Consider the following 22,179-nt stretch of genomic DNA (forward strand, 5'->3'; position numbering starts at 1 on the left):
GGACTTCTCGAAGCCATCGTGAGCAACGACGAGGACTTCTCGAAGCCATCGTGAGCAACGACGACAACCTGTCATACGGCAGCATCGTCAGCGTTCAGATCGGGCAAGACAAATACATCACGACGCTGACCGACGATGGCATCTGCGAACTGAAGGACATGCTCGCGGACGCCCGGCGTTCGCCGGAGCGCTGGAACGACTTCTTACAAGACTCCGTCGACGATCCCGACATCATCGCACGCGTCAAGGACCAGCCCCCGCGGTAGAAATCGGGTGCTTACTTCATTTCGAACTCTCTGAAAACACGCGGGACACCATTGCCGCATGGATCACTTCGCCGGAGATGATCGGCTGCCGCTTTATGTTTCCCAGCCGGTTTCATGACCGTCCGCATATTTCAACACGCCAAAATGGCCGGCTTGTGCGGAATTGGGTTGCCGCTATCGGGTTGGAACCCAGTGGATACGGCACCCACTCCCTGCGCCGGACCAAAGCAGCGGAGATATACCGGAAAACCGGAATTCTCAGAGCGCTTCAACTTCTGCTCGGACACACAAAGTTTGACAATACCGTCAGATACCTTGGCGTCGAACTTAAAGATGCGCTGAGCATCACCGAACAAATCGACATTTGAACCTCGTTGGCGGGCGGCTCTTGCCGTTCGCCAACCCGGACCGGAGCCACATTCGCGCCTCAGCTGTGGTTCAGATCGAACCCACTCTTACGGCATTGCTGCACTGTAGCGAATGTTCGTTCTTTTCTCACCTTTCACAGCGTTCAACTAAAGTCATGCGAGCAAGCCTGTTTGAGAACTCATTTAATTAAGCAGCGGAACTGTCATTCGTGGCCTCTGCGCGCGCGCGCAGCACCGCACGCCATTCGTCATCCAGTGCTGTTTCAGTTCGCGACTGAAGTTCATACAACCAACCAGGCACGACTGGGCGGGCGGCATCCTGATAGGCATTTTTATCCGAAGAGGCGGCCTTTTCTGAGGCCACAATGCTTTTCAGCATGCTGACCCCTATCCTCCAATCGTCCTGGCCATCGAACTTGCGCACCCGGTCCTTGGTAAACAGCTTGCGGATCAAGCGCCGCCGCAGCTGTGCTGCGTCCTCCGCCTCCGCAGTGCGGTCCGGGCTCGTTTCTTCCCAGTGCTCTGCCAGTTCCTCCGCCGCGGGCAAGGCAAAGGACAGCCCGGCGCGAAGGCTGCCACCTTCTCCTTTGAAGACACGTCGAAGCTGTGCCGGCACTACGCCGACCTGTGCGATATCCACACCGATCCAGCCGCCAGCTTCAGGCAGACAAGAGCTGCCAGCATGCACCTCTACCTGTATACCGTTCAGCGACATGTCATGGCATTTGCCCGCAGCCTGCCCGCCTCCTTCCGTACGCAAGACCACAGGCTCATTCAGTTCGAAACGAACTTCGCTGCGCAAAAGCTGCGGCGTGATGGCTATTTTTGCCACCAGCAGCAGAACGACCATGTTGACCGCCGACCAGAAGGCGACAACCGGCATCAGGTGGCTGGAAGCGATGATCTGAAGGTTGTAGCTGGAGTTTATGGCCAGGCCGGCCGTCATCAGGCCGCAAAGAAGAAGGCAAATGGCAACTGTTGCTGTGTCTTGTATTTCTGTCCCTTCGCCGCCTTTGGGGGTGACCTTGAACGCATGACCGTGCGGTTTCAGCAGCGTGGCGACCACCACGGGCAGCAGCCGGAAGGCTTGCAGAACGCCGTGCGCCATCGTTGCCAGCGGGTGGTATTTTCCCGGCGCAAAATGCCGGACAGCGGCAATGGCTGCGACAATTGCGGGCAGTTGGTAAGACATCACCGTGTCCGCAGACGCATTGACCAGCGGCGGCACTCCCGTGAGCAGGAATATGGCCGGCGTCACCATTGCAATGGTTTGGCCGAATGACTGGGTGATCCAGTGGAACGGCAGGAAAAACAGGCGTTCGTACCATTTCAGGCCAGGTCCGCCAAACGGGCCTTCGCGAAGGAACATGATCTGGATGGCGCCGCGCGCCCACCGTGCCCGCTGAATGAAAAAGGCGTTGATGTTCTCCGGGGCCAGGCCAAATGCCAGACGCTCATCCAGATAGCGCGTAGTGTAGCCTTTCCGCTTGAGGGCAAGCGTCAGGAGCATGTCTTCGGTGATCGAGCCGGAGGGCAGCTTGTTGCCGATCGCCTCCAGCGCGCTGCGCCGCACGATGCCGTTTGATCCGCAGCAAAAGGCGCAATCATACCCGTCGCGTCCGGGCATGACCGCCTCAAAGAAGAACCGCTGGTCGTCGGGCATGACCTTGCTCATGTTCAGCGACGCCTGCATCGGATCGGGGTTGAAGAAGTTATGGGGGATCTGCACGATCCCGATTTTCGGGTCCTCGAAAAACCCCATGGTCCGGTAGAGGAAATTCCGCTGCGGAATGAAATCCGCGTCAAGAACAAGGAAGAAAGGGGCGGAGGTGCGCGTAACAGCGGCATTGATATTGCCAGCCTTTGCGTGGGCATTGTCGGCGCGGGTCAGATAGCCGGCGCCCAGGTGTTCGCTCATGCGCTGCAGCCAGCCGCGCCGTCCGTCATCGAGCACCCAGACATTGAGCTTTGCCTGCGGCCAGTCCAGCTCCACCGCGCCAACAATTGTCTTCTCCAGCACTTCGGCGGGCTCGTTGTAGGTGGCGATGAAGATGTCGACCTCGGGCAAGTCGATGGGGGCCGTGCCGCGCAGCCGCGTCTCGTGCTTGTCCGCTTCCGGAGTGCGGTTGGTGCGGCGCAGCATGTAGGCATAAAGCACCGCGGTATCGAGCCAGGCCAGGATCTCGATGATGAAGACGGTCCCGATAAACAGGCCGGTCACGCTGAAAATACCGGCCGGCAGCACCGTTTCGAACAGCCGCCAGCTGAGGTAGCGCAGGATCACCACCGTCAAGCCCGCCACCACCAGCCGGTCTGCCCAAGTGTTGTTCTGCCATCGGTTGCCGAACAGCAGAATCGCGGCGGTGATCAGCAGCAGGGGAACGAGGGATTCAGCCTGCATCCGGCGGGTCATCCTCATCAGGAGCGGGCGACGCAGCCAGCGAAGGTGCGATACCGCGCAGCAGTTCCTCGACCCAATGGCCGGCGACCGTCAGCATGTTGCCCAATCCGCGGTCAAAGCGCACTTCGGCAGTGCGCCCGACATCACAGAAATTCTGCGCGACTCCGGCCGTTGCCACATTTACTGGGGCAAGGCGCAGCATGACAGACAGGCTGCCCTCTGTGAGATTTTCCGGCTCAGCAGCGAGCAGCCCGGTGGCGCGCTGGCWGCCAGCGCCGCGCAGCGCCTCGACAGAGGCGGGGAAGGTCTCATCCGAGCCGCGCAGCCGCACCTGCGCTGTGTCCCCGGGGCGGATCGCCTCAAACGCTGTTTCATGCACAAACACCTCGACGAACCTGCGGGAGCAATCGAGAAGCTGCAGGACTTCGTCTCCCGCCGCGATCACCGCGCCCTTGGCAGGGGTTGCGGACCAGACCACGGCGCCGGTGGGCAATTGCGGAGCAAACCGGTCAAGCCGGTCCACCTCCTCGCGCAACGCCTCGGCCTCCTGAAGCAGACCGGTGCGCTGTGCGCTAACGCGGGCCTTCCGGCCCCTGAGGTCAGCCAGCCGGATTGCGACCTCATCCCGGCGTTGCCGGGCATAGCTGCCATCCTCTGTTCCCAGCCCTGGGAGGATACCATCCTTGACCCCGGCCATGCTCCGCGCCGCCTCCTCGACCGCGGCGGCCAGCCGGATGACCTCGCCGTTTGCCTCGGCCGCCAGCGACACCGCTGTCTCTGCCTGCGTCTGCGGCACCGACCCATTGGCAGACAGCCGCTCAAACCTTTGAGCATCCCGCGCCAGCCGGCCCTGGCGTTCACGCGCTGCCGCCAGCTCCCCGCGCAAACCGCTCAGCTGCGCCTCCAGCACTTGCCGGGCAAGCGTTTGCACCTGTTCCATCCTTACCAGAAGTTGCTGGTCCAACTGCGTAAGGGCGGTAATTTCAGTGCTGATCGAAACCTCCTCCCGGGCCAGGATGCCGATTCTGGCTTCCAGCCGCGCAAGTTCGGTCCGGCTGGAGCGCGACGCCTGAAGTTCTACAATTGCAGTGGCCGGCATCACTGGAGTTGCGGGCGTGAGCGCGTCGGACATCAGAGCGCCGTCAAAGGGGCTTTTGACGGAAATGATGGGGGCGTTGACCACGGCAGCCCGTGAAATGTAATTCGTTGCGTGTGGTGCAAAAATCATGAACGCGGCACCAAGGCAGGCAACGCCTGCCGCAATCCGCGCCGCTCGCTTCAGTTTCATGGTGGGACCCGGCGCCTGAAAATAAATACAATTGACTATCGCATTGCCGCGTTAATTGTTGATTGCCAGGCGGTGGCAGCCAACCTGAGTTTAGTTAAAATGCCATCAATCAAACCTAATCCAGCCGGGCCTGAAATTTTAAGTTGCGGCGCGGGGAGGCGGGATTTCATTTCTAACAAGTCTCACCACCACAGTATTTGGTAGACATCCTTTCCTGCGGACATCGGCCGCATGAAACTCCTAAGCAGTCTTTGAAAGCCAGCGCAGCGAAAGTCTGTTTCGTCCGGCACCCTGTAAATCTGGCCCTCCAAAATTGCTGTGCCATGCACGAATGGCGGGAAAAGCCGCTGCAATGCGTCACAGATTTTCGTGCTTGTGCAGAATACTTGCCGCTGCGCGCGCAGAGAAAAAATCCGAGGTCTCTTGTGGGCTCTTTCTACCCGTCCCTGATGTCCGAGACCGAGAGTCCTAAAACCGCCCGCACGAGCGACCGCTACGCGGGACTTACCTGCCTTTCGCCGCAGGCGCGCGATCCTTGCTGCATTGGCGAAAACATCAGAGGGTCGTGCGAGCAGCGGACGTTTGCTACGGCTGCAAAACGAAAGATGTCGGGATACGTGTGCAGACATTCGTTGAATAGTATCCTGCGAATAGTGTTACTTGGCGTGACCTGCTCGGTTCCTGAAAACTGGATCAGCAGGTGCAAATCAATCGGACTGATCTTTGACCGGCGAACGATTGAGCCCACCAGCGAGCGAGTGGTCGAGATGTACCATCTATCTCGGTAGCAAAGGCCAATGTGGACTCGACTCGAACCGTTGCACGCTTCCCAGTGAGTGAAGCTGAAGCGAATTGAAGAGCGTAGGCATGTGCAACAGGTGACAGGTCAAGGTGGTTTCAGGTGTTAGCGGGCAGCGTTCTGAAGGCCTTTGGCGGCCCCAAGGTTATCCCGCTGATGTGAAACTAACCGGGCATTTGGTTGGCAACCTATTGCTGAAATACTTCCCGAACCCAGTCTGAGACTGCATCGCCGCTGCCCATTTGCGGTCTCACCAAGCCATCGATCATGAAGGTGGGTGAGACGTGGATTCCATTTTGACGCGCATACTTGCAATGCCATTTAACCTCGCGATCAAGATCGGGGATGGCAAAGGCGGTGGCCAGTTCTACACCGGACAATTCTTCGAGCCTGGCGATGATACCGCGCGGTGTGGTGTCCAGGTTTGGTCCGCTGCAATGGTCCCTGAACTCGAACTCATCACGATTTGCAGCCACCGCCGACATTACAGTGCGTGCGGCCTCTTTGCCCTGATCCAATGTTGAGGCGGCGATGATGCAGCGGGTGACGACGCCGGAAAACATATGCCAGGGCTGGGAGAGCAGCCGCAGCTTGACGGTGATGCGATCATCCCCAGCCTCGGCCAGCAATTCATCGAGCTTGCCGAAAGCGCGCACCGAAAACGGGCAAGTGGGCTCCAGAAATATCTCAAACACGCGTGGGCCGTGGCCCCAGTGAAGCGGATCAGCGTGCCAATGGGACATGGTGGTCTCCTTTCAATCTTAGTGCGGGGGGGTCCAGAAGGCGGCCGGGCGCAACAGGGTATTGTGCTGCCCGGTTTGATAGCCAAGCGCCGCCCCCCGCGTCCGGTATTCGAGCCAGTCGGGATCCTTGTAGAGCGCGGCACGGCGGGCTTGCCGGTCGGCGGCGTCGCGGTACTGCCAGAGGTGGACATAAGAGTTCACATCGCCGGTCTCGACGGTGCCATATAAGAGAGGTTCCCCAAGGTGGCGGCACTGTGCGTCAAATCCCTGTTCAGCATAGAAATCGAGTTGCCGTCTCATTGTGCCCGGGCGGCAGCGGTAGGTGCGCAGATCATAAAGCATGGGCAGGGTCCTTAAGCTCAAAGAGGCGCTTGGCCTCGTTGCGGATGTGTTCGGCAATGGGGATCGCCGAGGTGGCAGCGGGTGAGGGAGCATTGCAGATATGAATGGTGCGTGCGGTACTGCGGATCAGAAAATCATGCACCAGCGTGCCGTCGCGCATCACGGCCTGTGCACGAATGCCTGCCGGATACGGCTGCAAATCGCTCAACTCAAGCGCGGGGCAATACCGCTGGCAGGCCCGGAGGTAGCGACGGCGGAAGGTAGAGTTGGCCATTTCTGTCAGGCCTGAGGTCAGGTTTGCCCCAAGCGTGCGCCAGAAGCCGGGAAAGCGCGCCATCTCGGCCAGGTCGCGGGGCGAGGTCGCCAATTTACCGTATTTCTCGCGCGCGAGGCTGAGCACGGCATTGGGGCCGACAGTGACATAGCCGCCGATCATCCGTGTCAAGTGAATGCCGAGAAAGGGCAGGCCGGGGTCGGGGACCGGATAGATCAGGTGATTGACGATTGTGTCGCGGCGCGGTGCAAGGCGGTAGTACTCTCCCTTGAACGGAACAATAGCAAAGTCATCAGCCAAGCCGCACATCCCAGCCAGCCGGTCGGCATTGAGGCCGGCACAGACAATCAGGCGGCCGGTCTTCAGGCGCTGACCGTTGGAAAGCGTCAGGTTCACGTCATTGGCGGTTTCGTTGATCCCGGTCACGTCGGTGTTATGGGTGATCTCCCCCCCGGCGCCGGTAAAGAGTTCAGCCATCTTGCGCACTATCGCGGCGTAGTCGGCAATACCGGTGGCCGGGCTGAGCAGGCCGGCGCGGCCCGTGATATTAGGTTCCAGCTCGCGCAGTTCGGCACCCGGCACCGGGCGGATGTTGAGCCCGTTTTGTCGGGCACGGGTGGTCAGAGCGGCCAGCCGGTCTTCTTCCAACGGCGAGGTGGCGACCAAAAGCTTGCCGCATTGCTCAAACGGCAGCAGATGATCGCTGCAGAAACGGACCGTGGCCTCCAGCCCGCGGCGGCAGAAATCTGCCTTTAGACTGCCAGGTGCATAGTAGATGCCAGCATGGATGACGCCGCTGTTGCGGCCTGTCTGATGCTGAGCCAGCGCCTGTTCTTTTTCCAGCACCCTGACAGAAAGACCAGGCCAGGCGCGCTGAATTTCCAGGGCCGTTGCGATCCCGACGATGCCGCCGCCGATGATGGTGATGTCGGTCATGTCATGACTTTCGGTTGTGCCGGGCACGGAAGGGACCCGCGCCCGGTGCGGCTATCATGCAATCGGTTCGATCTTCTGCGCGCCGTTCCTGCGCTCCCATTCTGCCCATTCGTCATGCGGGTTTGGGTCGCGGATGATACTGGGTTCTGACAGGGCGAAATCGGCGATGTCGTCCTTGCGCATTACCACCACACCCTTGTGCTTGAGCGCATACTCCAGGAACCGGCCCAGCGACTTGACCCGGTAGGGGCGGCCCTGCACCCGGTCATGTGTCGAGATGGCCATCATCCGGCGGCGGTGTCCGGCCTCCTCGTAAAGCTGGTCGAATTCGTCCTTCAGCTGGCGCTCATATTCACTAGTGGTGAACTTGTATCCCTCGAACTGGATGATGTCGTTCAGGGTTACCGAATAGGGCACGACGGCAAAATCCCTGTTCCGTACAGGGATCACGAAGGGCTCATCACGGCTGACATCGTCGATGTGATACTTGAAGCCTTCGTCCTGAAGGATTTTCAGCGTGTTGATCGTGCCGCGCATCGCCGCTCCGTTATAGCCGACAGGCGCAACGCCTGTGGCGCGCTTGATTGAGGCGACGTTGTCGGCGATAAAGCGGCGCTCTTCCGCCTCTTGCAGATCGACCTGCATGATCCAATCGCGCCCATGCGCGGCGGCCTCATGGCCGCGCTCGACGATCTCCTTCGCCACCTCCGGACTGCGGTCCACGGCGCTGCCGACCATATGCGAGGTCACTTTGATCCTGTGTTTGTCCCACAGGTCCAGCATGCGCTGGATGCCTTCGATATAGCCGTAGCGGTACCAGCTCTTGGTTGGGAAGTCGGGATAGGCAGGATCCATGTCGATGAAGCCCGAGAAGGGGCCGCCGGGGCCATAGGGGGCTTCGCCGCCGGCTTCGAACTGCATTGAGATCGAGATCACAAGCCGGGCGTCATCGGGCCAGAAAGTCTTGGTCATGTGTTTGCTCCGATTGGAAACTGGAAAAGGGACGCAGCCCGCGGGCCGCGCCAGTGGGGGGATCAGTTGACGCCCCAGATGCCGCGATAGACGTCGCGGTATCCGTTGCCGGGGTCATAGGAGAGGCGGGCGCCGCCATCCTCCTGAATGTTGTCCGGAGTGAAAAGGTGGACCGGGACAACGAAGCCGCTGTCGGCCTCACCAGCAAATGCCCGGTTCATTTCATCCACGGCCTGCCAGCCATGCAGGTTCAACGGTTCGGCTACGGTAGCGTATTGATAGAAGTTCTGCTGGATGCGCTGGAACGCCGCCTCGGATCCGTCGCCGGCTGATATGTTGCGCGGCTGGCCGTCCTGGGGCATGCCAGCCGAGATCAGGGCCGGGGCCATGAAGTCATAGGGCAGATCGTTGATAGTCAGCGAATAGGTCCAGCCGTCGCCATAGCGTTGCAGCAGCGCATTGGTCAGAGGCGGCATCCGCGTGCTGGCCTCTGCCAGCGGCGTATCTTCGACCGATAGGATCTTGCAGCCTTCACAGGCTTTGATGACCTCGGCCATGGCATCGGATTTTGCAATCGCGATCTCATAGACACTGTCTGTGAAGATCACGACGCCCGCTGTTCCATTGCTGTCGGCCACGGCCAGCGAAGCGGCGGCGCGGGAAATCTCCAGCGGGTCAGTGGTGATATTGGTGAAGATCGGGTGCTTCTGCGAAGGCCCGGCCGAGGCGGTGGAATGCCAGCCTACGATCTGGATGCCTGCCGCGTCGGCCTGGCGGATGGCTTCGGCCTGTTCGTTGGCGTCCACCGTCCCCAGGATGATCCCGTCGGGCTGCAGGGCAATGGCCTGCTGCATGGCTGAGGACCGGCCCGAGACGCTGCCCTGTCCGTCAATCACGCGGACCTCCCAACCGATGGCGGCTGCGGCTTCCTTTACGCCTTCGCTGACGCCGAGAGCACCGCCGTTGCGCTGATCAGCGGAGACATAGACGATGGTTTTTCCGGTCTGAGCCGCAGGGCCCGATGTCGGTCCGGTCCATGGCGGGTTGGGCTTGGCGGCTTCGGCGACAAAGGCCTTGGCGTCGGTGACCGCATCGGCTGCGGCCGGAAGCCCGGCAAGCGCGGTGCTGGCCACTAGGGCCGCGGCGAACAGGGGTTTCAGTGCGATGGTCATGCGTTCTCTCCTCCGTGAACGGGTCTGATCAAGACTTCTTGGGCTGTGGGGTCTGGGTGGGGTGCCTCGCCTTGCGGACCAAACTGCGCTTGCGCTGCGCATATCCGGCAATGCCGATGGCGATCAGCAGCATAGTGCCGTTGAACAGGGGTTCGACATAAAAGGCGCCGCCCAATTGCTGGATGCCCGAGATGCCGACTGCCAGGATGATCACCCCGATCAAGGTGCCCCAGACGTTCACTCGCCCCGGTTTGATCGTTGTCGAGCCTAGGAAAGCGCCGACGAGCGCGGGCAGTAGGAATTCGAGACCGACGCTGGCTTGGCCGATCCGCAGTTTTGCGGCTAGAACCACCCCGGCAATTGCACCGATCAGCCCCGATGCAATGAATGCGCCGATCACGAAACGGCGTGTGCGGATGCCGTTCAGCTCAGCGGCGCGGGGGTTGGCGCCGATGGCATAGAGGTTGCGCCCGATCGGCAGGTAATCGGTGATCACCCAAAGGATCACGGCGATAACCAGCACATAGAAAGCGGCGACCGGCAGGCTAAAAACCGTAGCCGTGTAAATCCCGGTGAAGGCCTCGGGCAGTGCCCCGATGACCTGTCGGCCGCCCGTGTACCAGAGGGCCAGCGCATAGATCACCGTGCCGGTGCCCAGGGTCGCAATGAAACTGTCGATTTTCGCAACTTCGACCAGCAAGCCGTTCAGGGCGCCCAGCAGGCAGCCGCCCGCCAGAACGATCAGCACCGCAACAGACCAGGGCAGCCCGTAGTCGGTCTGCAGGCTGATGGCGAGGACGTGCCAGATGACGATGCCGTAACCCACCGTCAGGTCAATCCGGCCAGTCATCATTGGGATCATCGCCGCAAGTGACAGCAGCGCGATGACGGATTTTTCCCCTAGGATCGCGCGCAGATTGAGGAAGGTCGGAAAGGTTTTCGGCAGGATCAGCGAAAACAAGATAATCAGCAGCACGGTCAGGACCGGCAAGCCGTAGACCGGCAGCAACCGGATCAGGCGGGCGCCGAAAGACAGGCTTTCGAGTTCGGCCACAGTCGGTTCCAGCGCATTGGATTCCAGGGATTGCATCAGTTCTCCTCCTGACGGGCCGACTCCAGCGAGGCAGCGTTCAGCAATGTTTCGATTGAGATGTCCGGCTGGCTCAGCTCCGTCACGATGCCGCCACCGTGAAAAACGCACGCGCGGTGGCTGAGGGCGGCGACTTCCTCGAAATCGGTGGAAATGAGCAGCACTGCCAGCCCGTCGTTCAGGGCACGCACCAGCAGCGCGTAGATATCTGCTTTGGAGCCGACATCGACCCCGGCGGTCGGATCCTCGAGGATCAGCACTTGACCGCCCACAGTCATCCACCGGGCCATGACAACCTTCTGCTGATTGCCGCCGGACAGCGTTTCAATGGGTGCGCAAGGGTCATTAGGGCGGATGTCGAAGGTTCGGCCAATGCGGCGCGCTTCGGTGGCCTCGTTATTGGGGGTTCGAAAGTCCCCCAGACCGCGCCCGGTCAGACCTGGGTTTAGGAAGAGGTTTTCCTGGATGCTCAGCCCTGGCGCCACGGATTCGGCGTTGCGGTCGCCCGCCACCATGCAAATGCCCTGCTGGATGGCCTCCTGGGGATGCGCGGCGTGAAAGCGAGTGCCATCGGCCAGCCGGATCTCACCTGATTGCAGCGGGTTGCGGCCGAAAAGCACATGGCCGACCGCGTCTTGTCCGGCACCGCGCAGCCCGACAAGACCCAGAACCTCGCCCCGCCGCAGCTCGAAACTGATTGGGCCGACATCTTGCGTCTGCACGTGTTCCAGCCGCAGCACGCAAGGCGCGTTTTCGGGGGGCTCGGTGTGGACAAAGACATCGTCCAGATTGCGGCCGATGATCAGCTGGATCAGGCTTTCAGCATCTAGCTTTCCGATCGGTTCATCCCCGGCCAGGAAGCCGTCACGCAGCACCACGGCGCGGTCAGCAATGGCAAACACCTCGTCCAGCCGGTGCGAGACGTAGATCATCGCCACACCATTGTTGCGCAGGCGGCAGAGCACGCCATGCAGCATCTCCACATCCGATTGCGGCAGCGATGCAGTGGGTTCATCCAGCACCAGAAGCGTGGCCTTGCGGGCCAGGGCGCGGGCTATGGCGACAAGTGATTTCTCGGTGCGTGTCAAATCCTGCACCCGCATGTCCGGGTCGATACTGTCGGATATCTCAGCCAAGGCGTTGAGCGCGTTTTCGCGTGCCTGTCCCCAGTCGATCAGCCCGAAGCGCCGCGGATAGCTGTTTTGCATCAGGTTGATATTTTCGGCTACGGTCATCCATTCGATCAGGCCGAGATCCTGGTGAATAAAGGCGATGCCGGGATGGGTGTCACGCGGATCGAATTGGCTCTCCCTGAATAGGAAGTGGCCTTCGTCGCTTGCGTAGACACCCGCGAGCATCTTAATCAGTGTCGATTTCCCGGCACCGTTTTCACCAAGCAGGGCGACGATTTCACCTGTATTCACCGCAAAGCTGACCTTGCTGACAGCCTGTGTCCCGCCAAAGCGCTTACTCACGCCCGCCACGGACAACACGGGTCCGTTCGCAGAAACTGCGTTACTCAGTGCCATTTTCGAATCTCCTCCCGAAATACCGCCGTCACCGATGGCCTGTAATCGACAGTATTTGATGATGTTGCCCTTTTCGGACGCGTCCTGCATTCGGCGATCGGACAATTTGTTTTGATTATCGGACAGGTGCTGGATAAGCTTTTGGCCGGACCGGAAGAGTTGTGTAGGACATCAAAACGAAACCCTGGTGGAGTTCGATGGATGACAGTGAGGCAGCACAAGCCAAGCACCGGCACATTTTCCGTGACGTGGGAAATGACTAGTCACGCCCTGCGTTTCGGTACTGGGCGTTTTGACTATTTGACCGATGCCGAGGGAGGCGGTCAGCTTGTGCGCTGCCGCACTGGCGAACTTGAGCTGTTCGGACATGCCGGGGAATGGGTGATCCCGCCCGATCACATGGTCTATATCCCCGAGGGGCGGATGTTCCGCTTGCGGGCGCGGGTGCCGTCGTCGGGTTTGGTTGTCAAATTCTGCCGCCGCGAAGTAGCCTGGACACATGACGGATGCTGGGTCGGCCCGCTTGGGGAATTCGCAGCGACGATGCTGGACTACGCCTTGAAATGGGGTGGCGATACAAGTCCGGGCAGCCGCCACGCGCGAGCCTTTTTCACCACGCTTGGCCACATGCTGCCGGAATGGTTCCGGCATGAGCGGATCATGTGGACACCTTATGCCAGCAGCTCCGCCATTCAGGAGGTGATTGACTACACCCGGCGCAAGGGGCCATCGGTCTCGCTGTCGGAGGTGGCGGAACATGCGGGCATGTCGGAACGGACCCTGCGCCGCCACATGCAGTCGGAACTGGGGCAGAGCTGGCGCGAGTTCATCCGCGAAATGCGCATGAACCGGGCGATGGAGATGCTGCGCCGCGAACGGCGGTCGATCACGGAAACTGCATTTGAGGTCGGGTTCTCGTCGAGTTCGGCTTTTTCTGTGGCGTTTCAGGAATATGTGGGCCGCACGCCCTCGGCCTATGCGAAGTCGTTTGCGGGCAGGAGTAAGCACGTTCCGCAGTAGCGCCGGTTGTCACAGTCTGGACGCCGCCCCCCAGACCAACGAAGCGAGCATAGCTCCACCGCCAATCAAAATGGTAGTTTGCACGGGTTCCCCCAACGCCAGAGTTGCCGCGAGGAAGCCGATGAGCGGCGTGGCGGTGCTGATCAGGGCGACGTGTGCTGCCGGTAGGCTGCGGCCCGCGGCAATCATGAACCCGAACCCGGCACCGCTGGCCACCGGACCGATGAGCACCAAGAGGGTAACAGAAACCGGCGTCAGCGACCGCGGCACAAAGGGGCCCTCGACGAAATAGGCTACCGGCAGCAGGGCCAATCCGGCAAGCAGCATTTGCCAGAACAGGGCATCGCGGACGCCGCCCTGCCATTTGTGGCGATTGACAAGCCGCATTGCGATTGCCCAAAGGGCAGAGGCCATCAGGATAAGAAGCAGCGCGCCCCACAGACCGGATTTGCCCGAGGAAAAAACGATAACCGCGCAGCCTGCGGCGGACACAAGCGCCGTTGCCTTGCGTTTGCCTATTATCTTTGCTTCGCCATGGATCATGTCGATCAGCAAGAGCCAGACTGGCGTGGTATAGATCAGAATGCTGGCTGTTCCCGCCGGGACAAGCGTGAGCGCCAGGGTTACCAGCCCCATCATGCCGGCGAACTGGAAGGCCGCGACGCCCAGGATGACCGGCACATCGGCCCTTGTCAGAACCGGTAGGCGGCGCCCGGAGATGACAATCAGCGCGGCAACCACTGGAGCGCTGAGAAGAAAACGCAGGCAAACCATCCAAAAGGGCGAAAAGTAATCAAGTCCGAACTTCATCACCGGCCAGTTCACGCCAAGCAGCAGAACCGACAGGCCAAGCATGACGCGGGCTTTGCTACGCATGGGTGCCGCAAAGGCCGGGCGGGTGATGGGCCGGCCTTTGCCTTGTTGCCTGATGCCGGGCATCAGAACCCTTCCAGAACAATTTTGCCTTTTGCGGTGCCGGCCTCGATGGCGGCATGGGCCCTGCGCAGGTTTTCCGCATTGATCGGCGAAAGGACTTCGCTCAGCGTGGTGCGGATGCGGCCCGCGTCGATCTCATCGGCAACAAAGCTCAGCAGCTTGTGCTGTTCGATCATGTCCGGTGTCTGGTGCATGGCGCGGGCGAACATGAACTCCCAGTGCAGCGCGGCGGCCTTGGTTTTCATGCCAGCCATCGGCATTGGAAAATCGGTGTCATCAATGGTCACGATCCCGCCTTGCGGCCGGATCAGTTCGACGGCGGCCTCCCAATGGCGCATGTCGTTGAAGATCGCGATGTGATCGACGTGGTGAAAGCCGAGCGCGCGGGTTTGGGCGACCATATCCTCGCGGTGGCTAACCGTGTGATCCGCGCCGAGCTCCTTGACCCAGGCGATGGTTTCGGGGCGCGAGGCCGAGGCTATTACGATCAGGCCAGCACGCTTGGCCAGCTGGATGGCGATCGAACCAACACCGCCTGCCCCGCCGATCATCAGGATGGACTGGCCGGCATCCGCGCCTTCACGGTCGATTTCGAGCCTGTCGAACATGGCCTCATAGGCTGTGATCGTGGTCAGCGGCAGGGCGGCCGCTTCGGCGTGGCTGAGGCTTTCGGGTTTGCGGCCCACGATCCGTTCATCAACCAGCTGGTATTGCTGATTGCTGCCGGGGCGGGTGATATCGCCAGCATAATAGACCGCGTCGCCGGGTTTGAAGAGCGTCACATCCGGACCGACAGCGGTGACTATGCCGGACGCATCCCAACCAAGTACACGCGGTGTTTCTTCCACTTTTTCCTTGGGCGCGCGCACTTTGGTGTCGACGGGGTTGACGGCAATCGCCTTAACCTCAACCAGAATGTCCTGGCCGGTGGGAGCAGAAACAGGCAATTCCACATCGGAAAAGGAGTTGGGATCACTGACCGGCAAGTAGCGGGTCAGGGCTACGGCTTTGGTGGTGACGATGTGTTGCACGTTGAGTTTCCTTTTTGGCGTTCAGCATTCGAACTCGATAGTGACGAAGACAAGCTCGGCGTCTCCGGTATTTGTCAGGTCGTGAACAAAAGCATTGTCAGGTGTCAGATCGGGGAAATGTTGTGTCTGGCCACTGGCATAGGTGATATCCTCGATGCGGCCGTCACCATAGCGCGACTTGGCTTTCCCGTCGGTCAGAACCGTCCAGAAATAGGGCCGGTCATGCCGATGAGCGGCAATCGTCTCGCCGGGAGCGAGACGCAAATGCCAGATCTTCATGTTGCCGGTTTCGGCAACAAGTTTGGTGCCGATCTGGTCGTTACCGCGGGCTTGATCAATCTCGCGGGCGGACAAGGGACGGCTCATGCCGCCGCCTCATAGTTGCCGTAGGTGGTGTAACCCTGCTGATCGCCGCCAAAGAGCGTATCGCCGTCAAAGGCCGCCAGCGGCAAATCTTCGGCATAGCGGCGCGGCAGGTCGGGGTTGGCGATGAACGGGCGTCCAAAGGCCACCACATCGGCCAGATCTTCAGCCAGGATGGCCTCAGCCTTGTTCTTGTCATAGCCGCCGGCAACGACGATCGCGCCGGGAAACACCTCCCGCAGCGCTTCGCGGAAGGCGCGCGGTGTTTCCGGGGCGTCGTCCCAGTCCGCCTCGGCGATATGAATGTACGCGATGCCAATCCGTCCCAGCTCTTTAGCCATCGCAAGAATGGTGGCGGGGGCGTCAGGGTCATCCATGCCGCGCTGTGTGATGAAGGGAGAGATTCGGATACCCACGCGATCTGCACCGAATTCAGCGGCCGCAGCTCCGGTCACTTCAATGGCAAAGCGAATGCGGTTTTCAACGCTGCCGCCGTATTGATCTTCGCGTTTGTTTGAACTGGCACGCAGGAACTCATCGATCAAGTAGCCATTGGCCGCGTGGATTTCGATACCATCAAACCGGGCCTCCTTGGCGTTTCGTGCGGCCGTTGCGTAGTCGGCGATGACGCCTGCGATTTCATCGGTTTCCAGCGCGCGGGGGACTGGGCAGTCCACCATGCCGCCTTTGCCTGTCTCAGGGTCTACAACCCAGACGGTTGCATTGGGGGCAATTGCCGAGGGCGCGACCGGCTGGCCATCCGCATGGAACATCGCGTGGCTCATCCGGCCCACATGCCAAAGCTGGTTGACGATGCGCCCGCCCGCCAGATGCACGGCATTTGTCACCTTGCGCCAGCCTGCCACCTGTTCTTCGGAGTGGATGCCGGGTGTGAAGGAGTAACCCTGACCCTGCTGGCTGATTTGGGTGGCCTCGGTGATAATCAACCCCGCGCTGGCGCGTTGGGCATAATAGTCAGCCATCATCGCGTTGGGGATGTTGCCAGGCTGACCGGTGCGGCAGCGTGTCATCGGGGCTAGTGCGATGCGCGACGGCAGGTCAAAGGCGCCCACTTTGGCGGAGTCGAAAAGAGTGGTCATGTATCTGGTCCTTAGGGAGAGTTTTAATCCGGCAGGTATCTAAGTGCTCCGGGTCAGTTGATCAGGGCACCGCCGTCGATGTCGATCACGGCGCCGGTGACGGAAAGGGTTTCGATCGCAAAGAGATGGCCCGCAGCCACGTCGCGGGGCTGGGCCACACGGCCCGCAGGCAGGACGGAGGCCGCCCCATCGAACATTTGCTCTCGGGCCTCTGCCTCCATCCCGGCATAGGCATCTGTGTCAGTCAGGCCGGGACTGACGACATTGACGCGGATGGGTGCAAGTTCCTTGGCGAGGATCTTGGCGCTGGCTTCGAGGGCAGCGTTCATTGCAGTTTTTGCAAATGTCCCGGGTACAGTGCGCCGGGCCAGGAAACCGCTGGTGAAGGTGATCGTGCCACCCTCCCGCAGGTGCGGGGCTGCGGCCTGTGCGGTGCGGATGCTGCCCCAGAACTTGGTGTCAAAGGCGGCGCGGGCAGCGTCCAGATCAAGGGAGGCGATGACACCGCCCGGCGCTTGTGAGCCTGCGGTGAAGACAAGGTGATCAACCGGTCCTTGTTGGGCAATCCAGCTGGACAAAGCTGCACCGTCGGAGACATCCAGGCCCGTCGCGCGGCTAGCCCGCAGTACCTCGGCACCGCGTTCGGCCAGAACATCAGCCACCGCAGCACCAATGCCCGATGTGCCGCCGACCACGATGGCTTTCTTTCCGGTCATGTCAGTCATTTTTCTTCTCCAGGAAATTTTGTGGTTTCGCGAAAGACGGTTTCGATGAGTTGTCCGCAGGGGGTATGGAAAAACAGGCGCCGTTCGTTCAGTTCAGGCAGGTCCATGGTGGAATAGCGGATGCCTCTTTCTTCGAGCTTGGCGCGAAAGCGGGGGTAGCCGGTCAAGCGAAACCCGACGTGGTCCCAAGCTTCGGGGCTGGCATTCGGACCCAGCCCGCGTGAACCGATCAAATGGACAATGGGGTCGTCACCGAAATGGAGCCAATGGCCCGGAATCCGCTGGATCGACTTGGGGCGCGGCTTTTCTTCAAGACCGAACACATCAATGAAGAAGTCCCGCGTGCCAGCGAGATTTCGGGTGCGTATGGTCACATGATCAAGCTGCATGATGGTGTTTCCTTGGTTTCCAGCAAGGTACGCTTTGCGGAGAACCAAGAGAATTGAGTTGCATCCGAATTTATAGTTCGGTTACTTCGAATAATGCTTCTAGACAATCTTTCCCTGTTTCTGCGCATCGTCGAAAAGGGCGGCTTGGCCGCCGGGGGCCGCGAGATGGGGCTGTCGCCGGCAACGGTATCTGAACGCCTTGCAGCACTCGAGGCACACTACGGTGCTAGGTTGTTGAACCGGACGACCCGATCCATCAGCCTGACAGAGGAGGGGCGCGAGCTGGTTGATGGTGCGCAGCGCCTGCTCGCGGAGACCGAGGAGCTGGAAGCGCGCATCCGGCTTGGTGTTGAGCGCATTGCCGGACCAATCCGGCTGAGCGCGCCGTCTGATCTAGGGCGGAACCGGCTCGCCCGCATCATCGACAGGTTCCTCGACGACAACCCCGAAACCTCTGTCGACTTGCAACTGAGCGATGGTTTTGTCGACGTGGCCGCAACGGGTCTTGATCTGGCAATACGTTATGGCGACTTGGCCGACAGCAGCCTGATCGTGCGGCGTTTGGCCAGTAACTCACGGATTGTCTGCGCGGCGCCCGGCTACCTGGAACGGAACGGAATTCCGCTCCATCCGATTGATCTCGAGAGCCACAACTGTCTGCTCATGCGCTTCGGATCAGATGTTGACCGGGCATGGCCGTTCGAGATCGACGGTGGCAGGCAGATGGTTGCAGTGCGGGGCGACCGGATAGCAAATGATGGCGGCCTGATACGTCGCTGGGCCCTGGAAGGGCGCGGAGTTGTGCGGAAGTCACAATGGGATGTGCATCAGGATATTGCTGCCGGGCGGCTCGTCCCGCTTCTAAGAGAATTTGAAGTTGCCCCTATCGGTTTGCAAGCTGTCATGCCAGCAGGGCGCACGCAGCCACGCAGAGTTCGGGCTTTGATAGATGCAATCGTGGCGGATTTTCGGGATGCCTAATCAGCTGGCAAAGAACCAAGCGGCAGTGCTTGACGAACTCGCGGAAGCCAATTCTTGTCTTGGTTCCGCTTGGCGAACCTAATATTGTGCTCCCGCTGCGAACGGCAGTAGTGATGGGCGCACCGCGGCATCGATAGAAGTTGTTGGAGGTCGGCTTTGGCCGACCACACTCGCGCGATTTTGCTGCAGTTGCAAATTGCTGCAACTGCTTGCTCGGTAAAATGGGCTCACTGCCGCCATGCGGCGTCGCGGCGACCAGGCAGCCGCCCTGGAAGACCAGAGCGGATCTTGGTTACCCCCTGGCATGACGGCAGCCAGCCCAATCACGACATTCATGCAAGGCGTAGCGAAGGTGCTTCTGCGTTCGCGAGATATCTGGTCAACCTTCCCGAGAGCGGACCTTCAGATCCGCTCGACCGACCAGGACTATGCTGCGCCCCGCTTCAAGGTGAGCGAAGCGCAGACAGCGACGTTTTCAAAGTCTTGGGGTCTGCCAGCCGGGCGGCGATCCCATGCTGCACAAGCAATGAAAGGAGCAGACCTTCGCAGCAGGGGCAGCCACCAACCATCATCGAACGGAAGGGATTCGGGACAATGCGAACTTTCCCAGCCAAACGCCTGCGAATGCAAGTGGCCGATTTCCAGTCATATATTCCTTCGCTGACAGTTTGTTTCAGAAATTCTCTTAGGACAGTCGTGAAGGTCCGCGCTTCGCAGGGCGGCTGGCCTCTTATCCGCAATTTGTTCAAGCGACATTACTGACTTTCAATCGTCCGGTCAGTGGCCGTAACCTTTACAGAAGCATCCTCCGGGAACCCGGTGGCTGCGCATGTGGAACTTTGGTCCCGGTCCACCCGTTAAAGGACGCCAAGTTTCCCCCGAATCCGCATCTTTGCGGCGGGGGAAACTCTCAACGCTCATCGACTCCCCACCAGCGCATTGTCTGACGGCAGTGGTGGTCGATTGCCTTCGCAGCCTGTTCGATGTCGTGCGCACGCAGGGCTGCAATGATTGCGAGATGCTCTTCCATGGCGCTGACAATGCGGTCAACCAGAAAGGCACGGGCGGCCTGAATCACCGACAGACGGTTACGGTTGGCATCATAGACGCCGCGCAGAAAAGGATTATCCAGCCCGCTCGCCAGCAGGTCATGCAAGCTGAGATCGGTTTCGAGGGCCTGAGCCGGCAGATCGCCGCCGCTGCCGGATTGCGCCAGCTGCAGCATCGTTTCATGCGCGCCTCGCAAACGGTTGAGCGGCATCGGTACACCGGCCCGGATCAGACGGCAGGCCCCTTCCTTGTCCAGCAGCGCCCGCATGTCCAGGCAGGCGCGCGTCACTTCCGGGCTCGCGTCCATCACCACGATGCCGCGCTTGGGCAGGATGCTGACAAGGGATTGTGTCTCTGCCCGCTTGACGGCCTCACGGGTGGCGGCAATCGGAAAGCCGAGCAATTCGGAGAGTTTGGGCATGGAAATAAACTCATTGGCCCTGAGCGTGCCTTGCCGCAGGGCAGCCAGCAGCGCCTCAAACGCCTGGTCCGCCTGCAGCTCCTGCCCTGATCCGGTCCCGTCTTTCATACTCAACCCTTTGAATATCAATTAAATCAGGAAGTCCTTCAAGAAATCCAGATAGATGCTTTTCGGAATCCCTGATTGTCACAACCATAATATAGCACCTAACATTTTACAGAAGATGTCAACAGGCATTTGGAAGTGACGGCAAGGGAGGAACACATGTCAGCACAGCAACAGGAGATTGAAGCGGGAGTTCAGGAGGAGGGAATCCGAATGCCGCATATCTACGTGATCCTATTCGTGTTCACGGCGCTGGCCGCGCTGGCGACACATTTCGTGCCGGCCGGGCTGTACGACCGGGTGACCCTTGCGAACGGACGCAGCGCCGTCGATCCGGACTCCTTCCGATACGTCGAGGCCAGCCCGATCGGCTGGGAACAATTCATGCTGGCCGTGCCGAACGGTCTGGTGAACGCCTCGACGGTGGTGTTTTTCACCTTCATCATTGGCGGCATGTTCATGGTCATACGCCGGACTGGCGTGATTGATGTGGTTGTGGACAAGCTGACCCGGCGCTTCGCGGCCCGCAGCGTGCTGATGATACCCGCCCTGATGGTGATCTTTGCAGTCGTGGCGACACTGATCGGCACCCAGGAACTGGCGCTGGTCTATGTGCCGGTGATCCTCCCGCTGATGATCGCGCTGCGGTTCGACTCGGTCACTGCGGTAGCCACCGCGCTGCTGGCGACCACCGCAGGCTTTACCGCCGGGGTGCTGAACCCGATCAACACCGGACTGGGCCAGACCATCGCCGAGCTGCCGCTCTACTCCGGCGCCGGACTGCGGGCTTTGCTGTTCATTTGCCTTCTGGGGGCCGGGATCGCCTATCTTATGCGGTATGCGCTGCGGGTGCAGAAAAACCCGGAGGCGAGCCTGCTGGCCAATGACCCCAAGGAAGCCGCCAAGCGCGAAGCCTATGTGCATGACCTGGACGCGCCGGCAATGCGCTTTTCCACCCGTCAGGCCTGGGCGGGGATTGCCGCGCTCATGTTCTTTGGCCTAATGGTCTGGGGCGTGCTGACCCGCGGCTGGTTCATGATGGAAATGGCGGGGCTATTCGTGCTGATGGGCGCAACTGTCGGGCTGATTGCCGGGCTGACCCCGGGCAAGATCTGCGACGCCTTCAACGAAGGTTTCCGTGACGTGCTCATGGGCGCGATCATCGTCGGCCTAGCCCGTGCGGTGGCAGTCATGCTGGAGCAGGGCCAGGTGATGGACACGCTGGTTCATGGCTTGGGCAATCTAGTCGGCGACTTTCCCAGTTCGGTATCCGCGGTCGGCATGTTTGTGTCGCAGCTCGGCTTCAATTTCGTAGTGCCGTCGGGCAGCGGCCAAGCACTGGTCACCATGCCGATCATGGCGCCGGTGTCGGACCTGATCGGCGTCACCCGCCAGAACGCCGTGCTGGCCTATCAGCTGGGCGATGGTCTTTCAAACATCTTCTATCCGACCTCGGGCTACTTCATGGCAACGCTTGCGCTGGCCGGAGTGTCCTGGGACCGCTGGGTCCGGTTCTTCCTGCCGCTGTTCGGTCTGTGGATCGGGATCGCAACCCTGTTCCTGATCTATGCGCAGGCGGTGAACTGGACAGGCTGAGGCGAAAACAGGAAACAAAAGGGAAATGCGGCGGCCGCTTGTCGGCCGCCGTGTGGTGTTTTTCAGTGTTGCGCTAGGTGCTGAGCAATATGCCGATCTCAGCCCGAACCGGACATGCGAATGAGGCACGCGGTGCTGGATGCTGCAAGTGCGAGGCTTGCCAGCCAGTCCCTTAATTGTGGAAGTTCACCCTGGCACGGGCTAGGACATTACCTTCGAAGGTTCGCTCTCGGCCCGAGAATTCCCCAGCTCATCGCTCGGTTGATCTAACCGCAACTAGCC

Annotated in this window: 20 protein-coding genes and 1 pseudogene; 5 read left to right on the forward strand and 16 right to left on the reverse strand. The window is 60.4% G+C overall.

Annotation, left to right across the window (positions count from 1 at the left end):
• Both GKC28_RS21740 and GKC28_RS21745 read left to right on the forward strand, forming a co-directional pair.
• The coding region (locus tag GKC28_RS21740; RefSeq protein WP_254604347.1) for a hypothetical protein at window positions 1–266 on the forward strand (266 nt) is incomplete at its 5' end.
• A gap of 14 nt (window positions 267–280) precedes the next feature.
• Window positions 281–634 (forward strand): annotated as a pseudogene (locus tag GKC28_RS21745) (tyrosine-type recombinase/integrase); the annotation flags it as partial.
• A gap of 187 nt (window positions 635–821) precedes the next feature.
• Here GKC28_RS21745 and GKC28_RS21750 read toward each other — a convergent pair.
• The 9 genes from GKC28_RS21750 to GKC28_RS21790 form a co-directional block, all read right to left on the reverse strand.
• A complete protein-coding gene (locus tag GKC28_RS21750) occupies window positions 822–2,777 on the reverse strand; it encodes a glycosyltransferase family 2 protein (protein WP_174149082.1) in 1,956 nt (651 codons plus the stop codon).
• Window positions 2,778–3,024: 247 nt separating this feature from the next.
• Complete coding sequence (locus tag GKC28_RS21755; protein ID WP_174149083.1) at window positions 3,025–4,323, reverse strand: HlyD family efflux transporter periplasmic adaptor subunit; 1,299 nt, start codon at window positions 4,321–4,323, stop codon at window positions 3,025–3,027.
• Window positions 4,324–5,310: 987 nt separating this feature from the next.
• A complete protein-coding gene (locus GKC28_RS21760) occupies window positions 5,311–5,865 on the reverse strand; it encodes a thioredoxin (protein ID WP_174149084.1) in 555 nt (184 codons plus the stop codon).
• Window positions 5,866–5,883: 18 nt separating this feature from the next.
• Window positions 5,884–6,207 (reverse strand): NIPSNAP family protein, encoded by a 324-nt coding sequence (locus GKC28_RS21765; protein WP_174149085.1) that lies wholly within the window; start codon window positions 6,205–6,207, stop codon window positions 5,884–5,886.
• Complete coding sequence (gene lhgO, locus GKC28_RS21770; RefSeq protein ID WP_174149086.1) at window positions 6,197–7,417, reverse strand: L-2-hydroxyglutarate oxidase; 1,221 nt, start codon at window positions 7,415–7,417, stop codon at window positions 6,197–6,199. Before lhgO ends, GKC28_RS21765 begins: the two co-directional genes overlap by 11 nt.
• Before the next feature lie 54 nt (window positions 7,418–7,471).
• Complete coding sequence (locus tag GKC28_RS21775) at window positions 7,472–8,389, reverse strand: polysaccharide deacetylase family protein (RefSeq protein ID WP_174149087.1); 918 nt, start codon at window positions 8,387–8,389, stop codon at window positions 7,472–7,474.
• Between the two features lie 62 nt (window positions 8,390–8,451).
• Window positions 8,452–9,561, reverse strand: a complete 1,110-nt coding sequence (locus GKC28_RS21780; RefSeq protein WP_174149088.1) for a substrate-binding domain-containing protein — start codon at window positions 9,559–9,561, stop codon at window positions 8,452–8,454.
• 28 nt (window positions 9,562–9,589) lie between these two features.
• Window positions 9,590–10,651, reverse strand: coding sequence for an ABC transporter permease (locus GKC28_RS21785; RefSeq protein WP_174149089.1), 1,062 nt, complete (start codon window positions 10,649–10,651; stop codon window positions 9,590–9,592).
• Window positions 10,651–12,180 carry a sugar ABC transporter ATP-binding protein gene (locus GKC28_RS21790; protein ID WP_174149090.1) on the reverse strand — a complete coding sequence of 510 codons (1,530 nt, stop codon included), beginning with the start codon at window positions 12,178–12,180 and terminating at the stop codon, window positions 10,651–10,653. Before GKC28_RS21790 ends, GKC28_RS21785 begins: the two co-directional genes overlap by 1 nt.
• 255 nt (window positions 12,181–12,435) lie before the next feature.
• Here GKC28_RS21790 and GKC28_RS21795 point away from each other — a divergent pair, with 255 nt between their 5' ends.
• Window positions 12,436–13,200 (forward strand): helix-turn-helix transcriptional regulator, encoded by a 765-nt coding sequence (locus GKC28_RS21795; RefSeq protein WP_174149091.1) that lies wholly within the window; start codon window positions 12,436–12,438, stop codon window positions 13,198–13,200.
• 9 nt (window positions 13,201–13,209) lie between these two features.
• On the opposite strand, the gene GKC28_RS21800 is transcribed toward GKC28_RS21795, so the two are convergent.
• The 6 genes from GKC28_RS21800 to GKC28_RS21825 form a co-directional block, all read right to left on the reverse strand.
• The gene (locus tag GKC28_RS21800) at window positions 13,210–14,076 is read right to left on the reverse strand and encodes a DMT family transporter (RefSeq protein ID WP_254604348.1); all 867 of its coding nucleotides are present in this window, start codon (window positions 14,074–14,076) and stop codon (window positions 13,210–13,212) included.
• Window positions 14,077–14,138: 62 nt separating this feature from the next.
• The gene (locus tag GKC28_RS21805; protein ID WP_368041157.1) at window positions 14,139–15,167 is read right to left on the reverse strand and encodes a zinc-binding alcohol dehydrogenase family protein; all 1,029 of its coding nucleotides are present in this window, start codon (window positions 15,165–15,167) and stop codon (window positions 14,139–14,141) included.
• Between the two features lie 21 nt (window positions 15,168–15,188).
• Window positions 15,189–15,533, reverse strand: a complete 345-nt coding sequence (locus tag GKC28_RS21810) for a cupin domain-containing protein (protein ID WP_174149093.1) — start codon at window positions 15,531–15,533, stop codon at window positions 15,189–15,191.
• On the reverse strand, window positions 15,530–16,630 hold the full coding sequence (locus GKC28_RS21815) for an alkene reductase (RefSeq protein ID WP_174149094.1): 1,101 nt from the start codon (window positions 16,628–16,630) through the stop codon (window positions 15,530–15,532). Before GKC28_RS21815 ends, GKC28_RS21810 begins: the two co-directional genes overlap by 4 nt.
• A 53-nt stretch (window positions 16,631–16,683) precedes the next feature.
• Window positions 16,684–17,355: an SDR family oxidoreductase gene (locus GKC28_RS21820; protein ID WP_254604349.1), complete on the reverse strand. Its 672-nt coding sequence runs from the start codon at window positions 17,353–17,355 to the stop codon at window positions 16,684–16,686.
• Complete coding sequence (locus GKC28_RS21825; RefSeq protein ID WP_174149095.1) at window positions 17,352–17,744, reverse strand: glyoxalase; 393 nt, start codon at window positions 17,742–17,744, stop codon at window positions 17,352–17,354. Before GKC28_RS21825 ends, GKC28_RS21820 begins: the two co-directional genes overlap by 4 nt.
• A 93-nt stretch (window positions 17,745–17,837) precedes the next feature.
• Here GKC28_RS21825 and GKC28_RS21830 point away from each other — a divergent pair, with 93 nt between their 5' ends.
• Complete coding sequence (locus tag GKC28_RS21830; protein ID WP_174149096.1) at window positions 17,838–18,725, forward strand: LysR family transcriptional regulator; 888 nt, start codon at window positions 17,838–17,840, stop codon at window positions 18,723–18,725.
• A gap of 910 nt (window positions 18,726–19,635) precedes the next feature.
• Here the strand turns inward: GKC28_RS21830 and GKC28_RS21835 are convergent.
• Window positions 19,636–20,304 (reverse strand): GntR family transcriptional regulator, encoded by a 669-nt coding sequence (locus GKC28_RS21835; protein ID WP_174149097.1) that lies wholly within the window; start codon window positions 20,302–20,304, stop codon window positions 19,636–19,638.
• A gap of 210 nt (window positions 20,305–20,514) precedes the next feature.
• On the opposite strand from GKC28_RS21835, the gene GKC28_RS21840 reads away from it, so the two are divergent.
• The gene (locus GKC28_RS21840; RefSeq protein ID WP_254604350.1) at window positions 20,515–21,897 is read left to right on the forward strand and encodes a YfcC family protein; all 1,383 of its coding nucleotides are present in this window, start codon (window positions 20,515–20,517) and stop codon (window positions 21,895–21,897) included.
• Window positions 21,898–22,179 lie beyond the last annotated feature (282 nt).

The organism is Leisingera sp. ANG59, assembly GCF_013317235.1.
Lineage (GTDB): Bacteria > Pseudomonadota > Alphaproteobacteria > Rhodobacterales > Rhodobacteraceae > Leisingera.